Origin of the sequence: Kitasatospora sp. NPDC059577 (genome assembly GCF_042735475.1) — a bacterium.
Lineage (GTDB): Bacteria > Actinomycetota > Actinomycetes > Streptomycetales > Streptomycetaceae > Kitasatospora.
The window spans coordinates 152,109-161,676 of sequence record NZ_JBHWBZ010000009.1 but is presented as its reverse complement, the minus strand read 5'-3'; the positions used below and the strand labels follow the sequence as shown (position 1 = coordinate 161,676).

General features: G+C 74.7%; 7 protein-coding genes. 6 read left to right on the top strand and 1 reads right to left on the bottom strand.

Annotated features, from left to right (window positions below):
- Positions 1 to 124: 124 nt before the first annotated feature.
- The gene (gene murA / locus ACFV0O_RS11390; RefSeq protein WP_380339479.1) at positions 125 to 1,465 is read right to left on the bottom strand and encodes a UDP-N-acetylglucosamine 1-carboxyvinyltransferase; all 1,341 of its coding nucleotides are present in this window, start codon (positions 1,463 to 1,465) and stop codon (positions 125 to 127) included.
- 298 nt (positions 1,466 to 1,763) lie between these two features.
- Here murA and ACFV0O_RS11385 point away from each other — a divergent pair, with 298 nt between their 5' ends.
- From ACFV0O_RS11385 to ACFV0O_RS11360, 6 genes are all read left to right on the top strand, one after another.
- A complete protein-coding gene (locus ACFV0O_RS11385) occupies positions 1,764 to 2,348 on the top strand; it encodes a YqgE/AlgH family protein (protein ID WP_360253465.1) in 585 nt (194 codons plus the stop codon).
- 61 nt (positions 2,349 to 2,409) lie between these two features.
- The gene (locus ACFV0O_RS11380; RefSeq protein WP_360253463.1) at positions 2,410 to 2,688 is read left to right on the top strand and encodes a DUF3039 domain-containing protein; all 279 of its coding nucleotides are present in this window, start codon (positions 2,410 to 2,412) and stop codon (positions 2,686 to 2,688) included.
- A gap of 104 nt (positions 2,689 to 2,792) precedes the next feature.
- Positions 2,793 to 4,403: a beta-N-acetylhexosaminidase gene (locus ACFV0O_RS11375; protein ID WP_380339475.1), complete on the top strand. Its 1,611-nt coding sequence runs from the start codon at positions 2,793 to 2,795 to the stop codon at positions 4,401 to 4,403.
- A 406-nt stretch (positions 4,404 to 4,809) separates the two neighbouring features.
- Positions 4,810 to 5,676: an FAD binding domain-containing protein gene (locus tag ACFV0O_RS11370; protein ID WP_380339518.1), complete on the top strand. Its 867-nt coding sequence runs from the start codon at positions 4,810 to 4,812 to the stop codon at positions 5,674 to 5,676.
- A complete protein-coding gene (locus tag ACFV0O_RS11365) occupies positions 5,673 to 6,983 on the top strand; it encodes a 2Fe-2S iron-sulfur cluster-binding protein (RefSeq protein WP_380339472.1) in 1,311 nt (436 codons plus the stop codon). Before ACFV0O_RS11370 ends, ACFV0O_RS11365 begins: the two co-directional genes overlap by 4 nt.
- Positions 6,980 to 9,307: a xanthine dehydrogenase family protein molybdopterin-binding subunit gene (locus ACFV0O_RS11360; protein WP_380339469.1), complete on the top strand. Its 2,328-nt coding sequence runs from the start codon at positions 6,980 to 6,982 to the stop codon at positions 9,305 to 9,307. Before ACFV0O_RS11365 ends, ACFV0O_RS11360 begins: the two co-directional genes overlap by 4 nt.
- Positions 9,308 to 9,568: the final 261 nt, after the last annotated feature.

Sequence of the window (9,568 nt, the reverse complement as noted above, 5' to 3'; positions counted from 1 at the left end):
TCCGGCCCTCCCTCCCGGCCCCCGCCCCCCCCCCTCGCCGCGCCCCCCCCCACCATCGCCCCCCCGGCGCCGCGCGCCCCCCCCGGGGGGCCCCCCGGCCTCTCGCCGTACGCCGGGCCGGTGATCAGGCGTCGACCAGCTGCTCGCTGGGCAGCTCGACGTGGGCGCCCAGGTCGCGCAGCTTGTCCATGAAGTTCTCGTAGCCGCGGTTGATCAGGTCGATGCCGTGCACGGTCGAGGTGCCCTCGGCCGCCAGCGCCGCGATCAGGTACGAGAAGCCGCCGCGCAGGTCCGGGATGACCAGCTCGGAGCCCATCAGCTTGGACGGGCCGGAGACGACCGCGGAGTGCAGGAAGTTGCGGGCGCCGAAGCGGCACGGGGTGCCGCCCAGGCACTCGCGGTACAGCTGGATGTGCGCGCCCATCTGGTTCAGTGCGCCGGTGAAGCCGAGCCGCGACTCGTACACCGTCTCGTGGACGATGGACAGGCCGGTGGCCTGGGTCAGCGCGACGACCAGCGGCTGCTGCCAGTCCGTCTGGAAGCCCGGGTGCACGTCGGTCTCCAGGGCGATCGCCTTGAGCTCGCCGCCCGGGTGCCAGAAGCGGATGCCCTCGTCGTCCACCTCGAAGGCGCCGCCGACCTTCCGGAAGGTGTTGAGGAAGGTCATCATCTCCAGCTGGCGCGCGCCGCGGACGTAGATGTCGCCCTTGGTCGCCAGCGCGGCGCAGGCCCAGGAGGCGGACTCCAGGCGGTCCGGCAGCGCGCGGTGGTTGTAGCCGTTCAGCTCGTCCACACCGGTGATCAGGATGGTGCGGTCGGTGCCCAGGGTGATGATCGCGCCCATCTTCTGCAGCACGCAGATCAGGTCGACGATCTCCGGCTCGATGGCCGCGTTGCGCAGCTCGGTGACGCCCTCCGCGAGGACGGCGGTCAGCAGCACCTGCTCGGTCGCGCCGACCGAGGGGTAGGGCAGCTCGATCTTGGTGCCGCGCAGGCGCTGCTGGGCGACCAGGTAGGTGCCCTGCGGGTGCTTCTCGATGGTGGCTCCGAACTGGCGGAGCACCTCGAAGTGGAAGTCGACGGGACGGCCGCCGATGTCGCAGCCGCCGAGGCCCGGGATGAAGGCGTGGCCGAGGCGGTGCAGCAGCGGGCCGCAGAACAGGATCGGGATCCGCGAGGAGCCCGCGTGCGCGTCGATGTCGGCCACATTGGCGCTCTCGACGTGCGAGGGGTCGAGGATCAGCTCGCCCTCCTCGTCACCGCTGCGCACGGTCACGCCGTGCAGCTGCAGCAGGCCGCGAACCACCTTGACGTCGCGGATGTCCGGGACGTTGCGCAGTCTGCTGGGGCCCTGGCCGAGGAGGGCGGCGACCATGGCCTTGGGGACCAGGTTCTTCGCACCGCGGACGCGGATCTCGCCTTCGAGTGGGTTTCCGCCGTGGACCAGCAGGACGTCGTCGGTCATCGTTCTCGCAATCCGGGGTGCCAGAGGAGTTGGGGAAGGCTCCGGGAGAGAGCCGGCGGTGGACCGGTCGTACGGGCGCGTTCGGGCCCCCGGCGAAACCGAGTCGGCACGTATAAGGGCGTCCACCAGACGTAGATGGTAGTGGGCGCTCCGGCGGTTCCCGTGAGCCTCTCCCGTGATGGTGCTCTCTCCGGGGTCGCGGGCGCCCGCCGATGGGGCCGTACGGGTGTTCGTCCGGCGTGGCGGTTTCGCGCGTTGCGGTGTCCCGCCGGGGCCGTTCTGCGGGATCATGTGAGGCATGACGGCGGCCCATTCGCACGGAGGCCGGTCCCACACCGGCCGTCTGCTCGTCGCGACGCCCCTGCTCACCGACCCGAACTTCGCGCGGGCGGTGGTGCTCCTCCTCGACCACGACGCCGAGGGGGCGCTCGGTGTGGTCCTCAACCGGCCGACGCCGGTCGAGGTGGGCAGCGTGCTGGACGGCTGGGGGCGGCTCGTCGGACAGCCGGCCGTGGTGTTCCAGGGCGGGCCGGTGGCGCTGGACTCGGCGCTCGGCCTCGCGGTGGCACCGGGGGACCCCGGCACCGGCGAGCCGCTGGGCTGGCGGCGGGTGCACGGCGCGATCGGGCTGGTGGACCTGGAGGCGCCGCCCGAGGTGCTGGCCGGCGAACTGGGCAGCCTGCGGATCTTCGCCGGGTACGCGGGCTGGTCGCCGGGGCAGCTGGAGACCGAGCTGGAGAGCGGCGCCTGGTACCTGGTGGACTGCGAGCCCGGGGACGTCTCCAGCCCCGAACCGGAGCGGCTGTGGCGTTCGGTGCTGCGCCGCCAGCGCGGTCCGCTGGCCCTGCTGGCGACCTACCCGGACGACCCGACGATGAACTGAGCCGGGGGCCCGCCGCGCGACACTGGCCCGGTTTCCCGGGGCGCCCATAGACTTGGCACTCATGAGCACTCTTGAGCCCGAGCGTGGCCTCGGCACCGGCACCCTGGTCGAGCCCGTCCCGCAGGTGTCCCACGGGGACGGCGACCACGAGCGCTTCGCGCACTACGTCCAGAAGGACAAGATCATGGAGAGCGCGCTCTCCGGGTCCCCCGTGGTGGCGCTCTGCGGCAAGGTGTGGGTGCCCGGACGCGACCCGAAGAAGTACCCGGTCTGCCCGATGTGCAAGGAGATCTACGACGGCATCGGCAAGCCGCAGGACGGCGACGGCGACAAGAAGTAGGCCGGCGTCCCGCTCCCGGTGACCCCGCGCGTCGTCGTTTTGCATAGCACCGCGATCGCGCAGTGGTCTATGCCATTCGTTCCGGGCGTGGGCAGGATGTCGGAATGGACCTCATTCCCGCACCTTCGCGTGCCGTCCGCCGCCCGGACGAGGACTTCCCACTCGACGCCGCCACCACGCTGACCGCACCGCCCGCGCTGGCCGACGCCGAGCGCTGGCTGCGCGCGACGCTGTCCGCCGCCACCGGGCTGCCGTTGGGCCCGGGCCGGCCGGGCACGGGCGTCGAACTGGTCCTGGACGACGCGCTGGCCGCCGAGGCGTACCGGATCACGGTGCGCCCCGGCCACGCCCTGCTCGCCGCGGGCGGTCCGGCCGGCGCGCTGTGGGCGGCGCAGACCCTGCGGCAGCTGCTCGGGCCGGACGCCTACCGGCGCTCGCCGCTGCGCCGCGAGGGCTGGGTGCTGCCCGGCACCGACATCGAGGACGCCCCCCGGTTCGGCTGGCGCGGCGCGCTGCTCGACGTGGCCCGGCACTTCCTGCCCAAGGCGGACGTGCTGCGCTTCGTCGACCTGCTGGCCGCGCACAAGCTCAACGTGCTGCACCTGCACCTGACCGACGACCAGGGCTGGCGGGTGGAGATCAAGCGCTACCCGAGGCTGACCGCGCACGGCGCCTGGCGGGAGCGCTCGATGGTCGGCTACCGCTCCGGTCAGCGCCGGGACGACCGCCCGCACGGCGGCTACTACACCCAGGACGACCTGCGCGAGATCGTCGCGTACGCGGCCGCGCGCGGGGTGACCGTCGTCCCCGAGATCGACCTGCCCGGCCACACCCAGGCTGCCGTCGCCGCCTACCCCGAGCTGGGCAACACCGACGTGGTGGACACCGCCGCGCTCGGCGTCTGGACGGACTGGGGGGTGAGCCACCACGTGCTCAACGCCTCCGAGGAGACCCTGCGTTTCTTCGAGGGGGTGCTGGAGGAGGTCCTGGAGCTCTTCCCGTCCGAGTTCGTCCACCTCGGCGGCGACGAGTGCCCCAAGGAGCAGTGGAAGGACAGCGCCGCCGCCCAGGCCCGGATACGCGAGCTGGGCCTGGCCAACGAGGACGAGCTGCAGAGCCACGTCATCCGGCACTTCGACCGTTGGCTGGCCGAGCGCGGCCGCCGGCTGATCGGCTGGGACGAGATCCTGGAGGGCGGGCTCGCCCCGGGCGCCGCCGTCTCCTCCTGGCGCGGCTTCGGCGGCGGGATCGCCGCCGCGAGGGCCGGGCACGACGTGGTGATGTGCCCCGAGCAGCACGTCTACTTCGACCACCGGCAGGCCGACGGGCCGGACGAGCCGATCCCGGTCGGGTTCGTGCGCACGCTGGAGGACGTCTACCGCTTCGAGCCCGTGCCGGAGCAGCTGGACGAGGCCGCGGCGCGGCGCGTGATCGGCACCCAGGCCAACCTGTGGAGCGAGTTCATGGACAGCGCCCGGGACATCGACTACCGGGCCTTCCCCCGGCTGGTCGCCTTCGCCGAGGTCGCCTGGTCCCAGCTGCCCGCCGAGCCGGCCGCGCGCGACTTCGCCGGTTTCGAGCAGCGGCTGTCGACGCACCTGCGGGCGCTGGACGCGCTGGGCGTCGAGTACCGCCCGGCCGACGGGCCGCTGCCCTGGCAGCGCCGGCCCGGGGTGGCCGGCCGGCCGATCGAGGGCCCGCCGCCGGTCCGGTAGGGCGCGCCGCCGGTCCGGTAGGGGCCGCGGGCGGTGCGGTGGGGGCCGCGGGCGGTGCGGTGGGGCTCGTCGTCGAACGCCCGTCCGCGGCGCGACGGCGGTCCGGTGCTACCCGCCGGGAACTTCTGAGTGGTCATCGGACGTCAAGAACAGATGAACATCTGCCCTGGCCTGACTCGGGTCGGGGCAGATACCGCCCGGTATCCGTCCCAATCGGGCAGTCCCGTTCACCGGCCCCGAAATGATCATCGAGCATTGTGTGCCAGAGTTGCCCAACCCGGCCCGATCGCCCGTACCCTACGGGCCAGGCCGGGCTGCTGACGCGGACACTACGGCCCAAGGCCGCGGGCGGCAGGCGATCGATGAGCAAGTGGAGCACGGTGGGACCCAGGTGAACCGGACGATCATGCTGCCGGCCTCGCTCGACGAGGCCGTCGACGCGCTGGCCGCCGCCCCGGCCGCGGTACCGGTGGCCGGAGCCACCGACCTGATGGAAGCCGTCAACGCCGGACGGCTGCGCCCCGCCGCCCTGGTCGGCCTCGGCCGGATCACCGAACTGCGCGGCTGGCGCTACGAGGACGGCGGCACCGCGGTGCTCGGGGCCGGACTCACCCACGCCCGGATGGACCGCCCCGACTTCGCCGCGCTCATCCCCGCGCTCGCCGACGCGGCCCGCACCGCCGGCCCGCCGCAGGTCCGCAACGTCGGCACCCTCGGCGGCAACATCGTCACCGCCGCCCCGGCCGGCGACACCCTCCCGGTGCTCGCCGCGCTGGAGGCCACCGTCACCCTCGCCCGGGCCGGGGCCACCCGCGAGGTGCCGGTCAGTCACCTGCTCACCGGCCTCGACCCGGTGCGCCCCGGCGAACTGCTCACCTGGGTGCGGGTCCCCCTGCTGCACGCCCCGCAGGTCTTCCTCAAGGCCACCGGCCGCAGCGGCCCGGCCCGCGCCACCGCCTCCGTCGCCCTCGTCCTCGACCCGGCCCGGCGCTCGGTGCGCTGCGCCGTCGGCGCCGTCGCCCCGGTGCCGCTGCGGCCGCTGGAGGCCGAGGCCTGGGTGGCCGGCTGCATCGACTGGGACGGCAGCCGGGAGATCGACCCGGCCGCGAACGCCGCCTTCGGCGAGTACGTGGCCACCGCCTGCGTCCCCGACAACTACGGCGCCGAAGGCTCCTGGGAGGCCGTGACCGAGGGGCCGACCGCCGGGGCCGTTCGGTTGCGGCGTACCGTAGCGGTGCTGGCCCGACGGGCACTGGGAAGGGCGCTGAAGTGACCACAGACCCCATCGAGACCCTCGACGCCGACCCGCTCGGTCTCTCCCCGCAGGTCAGCCGCGAGCTGCGCCCGTGCGCCTCGTACACGCTGCGGGTCAACGGTTTCGAACGGCCCGTCACCGACGCCTGGATCGGCGAGAGCCTGCTCTACGTGCTGCGCGAGCGGCTCGGCCTGGCCGGCGCCAAGGACGGCTGCGAGCAGGGGGAGTGCGGGGCCTGCTCGGTACAGGTGGACGGCCAGCTGGTGGCCGGCTGCCTGGTGCCCGCCGCACTGGCCGCCGACAGCGAGATCAACACCGTCGAGGGCCTGTCGGCCGGCGGCGGCGCGAGCGACGTCCAGCAGGCACTGGCCGCCTCCGGCGCCGTGCAGTGCGGCTACTGCACCCCCGGCATGGCGATGGCGGTGCACGACCTGCTCCAGCGCAACCACCGGCCCACCGAGGTCGAGGCCCGGCAGGCGCTCTGCGGCAACCTGTGCCGCTGCACCGGCTACAAGGGCGTGCTGGCCGCCGTCCAGACCGTCGCGGAGGCCCGCGCGGTGGAGGCCGAGGAGGCGGAGGAGACGGCCGCGCTCGGCGAGGACGCCGCCGCGCAGTCCGCCGACCCGGCCGCCGGGGCACCGGTCGACCCGGCCGCGGGGGCCGCGGCCGAGCCGTCCGCCGAACCCGAGGCCGCCGTCGAGCCGCCGGTCTACACCGATGCCGACGCCTGGATCGAGCACGTCCCGCAGCAGGCCGTCGGCCCGCATGCGGCCGAGGCGCACCCCGCGGTCCAGCCGGTCGCCCCGTACCCCGACGGCCAGTACCCCGACGCCCAGTACCCCGTCGAGCAGCACCCCGCCGGCCCGCAGCCCGTCGAACAGACCCACGCCCCGGCCCCGGCGCCCTACGGCGACCCGTCGGGCGGCTACGACACCGGCGTGTACGACACCACCGTGCTGGCCCCGGTCCAGGGCGGCATCCCCGCCCAGGCCACCGACGAGCACGTCTACTACCCGCCGCAGGGCTACCCCGAGCAGCCGTACCAGGGCACCCCCGCCCACGGCACCTACCTGCCCTACCCGGACGGCCACCAGCAGCAGAACGGCTACGACACCGGGTACGACGCCCCGGTCTACGAGCCGACCCCCGCGCACGGCACCCCGCTGCCCGGCGCCGCCTTCGACGGCACGCCGCCGCACGGCACCCCGTACGTCGCCCCGCACCCGCACGGCGCCCCGGTCGAGGGCGGTGCCCCGGCCGGCGTCCCGTACGGTGCCACCCCCGCCCACGGCATCCGGCTCCCCGAGGACGACCACGCATCATGACGTCGCCTACCGACATCGGCGCAGCACTCCAGCAGGACGGCGGCGAGGGCGGCGCACCGGAGCCGTTCGGCCTGGGCAGCTCCCCGCTGCGCAGCGACGCGCTGCCGAAGGCCCTCGGCATCTACCCGTACGCGGCCGACCTGTGGGCCGAGGGGCTGCTGTGGGGCGCGGTGCTGCGCTCGCCGCACCCGCACGCCCGGATCCGCGGCATCGACACCTCCGCCGCGCTCGCGCTGCCCGGCGTGCACGCCGTGGTCACCGCCGCGGACCTGCCGCCCGGCCCGGACGGCACCCCCGACGGCGCCCCGGCCGGTCCGGTCGTCGCCGACCGCCCGGTGCTGGCCGCCGGCGTGGTGCGCCACCACGGCGAACCGATCGCCGCGGTGGCCGCCGACCACCCGGACACCGCCCGGCTGGCGGTCGGGCTGATCGCGGTCGACTACGAGCCGATGGAGGCCGTGACCGACCCCGAGCAGGCCTTCACCGCGCCGCCGCTGCACCCCGACGGCAACCTCTTCCGCCACCTGCCGCTGCGCACCGGGGACCCGGACGCGGCCGGCGAGATCGTCGTCGAGGGCCTCTACCAGGTCGGCCGGCAGGACCCGGCCCCGCTCGGTGCCGAGGCCGGCCTGGCCGTGCCGCGCCCGGACGGCGGCGTCGAGCTGCACCTGTCCTCCACCGACCCGCACGGCGACCGCGACCGCACCGCCGCCTGCCTCGGCCTGGAACCCGACCGGGTCCGGCTGGTGGTCACCGGCGTGCCCGGCGCCACCACCGACCGCGAGGACCTCTCCTTCCAGGTCACCCTGGCGCTGCTGGCGCTGCGCACCGGCCGGCCGGTGAAGATGACCCTCACCCGCGAGGAGTCCTTCCACACCCACACCTCGCGCCACCCCGCGCTCCTGCGCTACCGGCACCACGCCGACGCCGAGGGCACGCTGGTGAAGGTCGAGGCCCAGATCCTGCTGGACGGCGGCGCCTACGCGGACGTCTCCGCCGAGGCGCTGGCCGCCGCGACGGCGTTCTCGGCCGGCCCGTACGTCTGCCCCAACGTCTTCGTGGACGCCTGGGCGGTGCGCACCAACAACCCGCCGGCCGGGCGGATGCGCGGCGAGGGCGCCCTCCAGGCCTGCTTCGCGTACGAGTCGCAGCTGGACCAGCTGGCCGCCCGGGTCGGCGTGGACCCGGTGGAGATCCGTCGGCGCAACGCGATGTCCACCGGCGACCCGCTGCCCACCGGACAGGCCGTCACCTGCCCGGCGCCGGTGCGCGCGCTGCTGGACGCCGTCGCGGACGAACCGCTGCCGGCCCTGCCGGTGGACGACCCGGACGCCGAGTGGCTGCTGCCCGGGGGCCCCGGCGGCGCCGGTGACCCGGCGGCGGTGCGGCGCGGCATCGGCTACGCCGTCGGCATGGTGCACATGCTGGGCGCCGAGGGTGAGGACGAGGTGTCCACCGCGACCGTGCGGGTCAGCGGCGACCACGCCACGGTGATCTGCGCGGCCGTCGACGCCGGTCAGGGCTTCGCCACGCTGGCCCGGCAGATCGTGCAGACCGTGCTGGGCGTCAGCGAGGTCTACATCGCGCCGGCCGACAGCGACCAGTCGATCGCCGGGCCCTCGGCCCGCGGCCGGCACACCTGGGTCTCCGGTGGCGCCGTCGAGCGGGCCGCGCTGATGGTCCGCCACCAGCTGCTGCAGCCGATCGCGGCCAACTTCGGGATGTCGGCGGAGCTGCTGCAGATCGCCGACGGCAAGATCACCTCGTACGACGGGGTGCTCGGGATGCCCGTCGCCGAGGCGCTGGAGGGCAAGGAGCTCTGGGCCACCGCGCAGTGCCGCCCGCACCCCACCGAGCCGCTGGACGAGGCCGGGCACGGCGACGCCTTCGTCTCCATCTCGTTCTGCGCGATGCGCGCGGTGGTGGACGTGGACATCGAGCTGGGCGCCGTGCGGGTGGTCGAGATGACCGTCGCCCAGGACGTGGGCCGGGCACTGAACCCGCGCCAGATCGAGGACCGGATCGAGGCGGGCGTGGCGCAGGGCGTCGGCCTGGCGCTGCTGGAGGACCTGCGGACCGAGGGCGGCGTGCTGCAGAACCCCTCGCTCACCGGCTACCGGCTGCCCACCGCCCTGGACACCCCGGAGGTGCGGATCGCCGCGCTGCTGGAGGAGCGCGACGTGGTCGCCCCCTTCGGCGCCAAGGCGGTCGGCGCCGCGCCCGCGGTGGTCGCCCCGGCGGCCGTCGCGGCGGCGGTCCGTGCCGCGACCGGCCTGCCGATCGGCCGGCTGCCGATCCGGGCGGAGGACGCCGTCACGGCCTGACGCGGCCCGACCCGGTCCGACGCGGCCCGACCCGGCCTTTCGTGGCCTTTTGTGGCCGCCCCGGTCCGACGGGGCCCTTTCGTGGCCCGAACGGAACCGCCGCGGAGCACGCGGGGAACTCCTGCGGAAAGCCGCAGGAAAAGGCGAAAGGAATTGCCGGTCGACTTCGGGAGTCGACGCGCCAATGCTCTTCCGGTGGCCGTGGGGGGTATTGAAACCCCGTTCAACGCATTGCAGACGGTCCCCTAATGCCAAAGGGCA

Bases quoted from the DNA above. Each gene is read 5' to 3' on its own strand.
- murA (WP_380339479.1), bottom strand. From the start codon at position 1,465: ATGACCGACGACGTCCTGCTGGTCCACGGCGGAAACCCACTCGAAGGC.
- ACFV0O_RS11385 (WP_360253465.1), top strand. From the start codon at position 1,764: ATGACGGCGGCCCATTCGCACGGAGGCCGGTCCCACACCGGCCGTCTG.
- ACFV0O_RS11380 (WP_360253463.1), top strand. From the start codon at position 2,410: ATGAGCACTCTTGAGCCCGAGCGTGGCCTCGGCACCGGCACCCTGGTC.
- ACFV0O_RS11375 (WP_380339475.1), top strand. From the start codon at position 2,793: ATGGACCTCATTCCCGCACCTTCGCGTGCCGTCCGCCGCCCGGACGAG.
- ACFV0O_RS11370 (WP_380339518.1), top strand. From the start codon at position 4,810: ATGCTGCCGGCCTCGCTCGACGAGGCCGTCGACGCGCTGGCCGCCGCC.
- ACFV0O_RS11360 (WP_380339469.1), top strand. From the start codon at position 6,980: ATGACGTCGCCTACCGACATCGGCGCAGCACTCCAGCAGGACGGCGGC.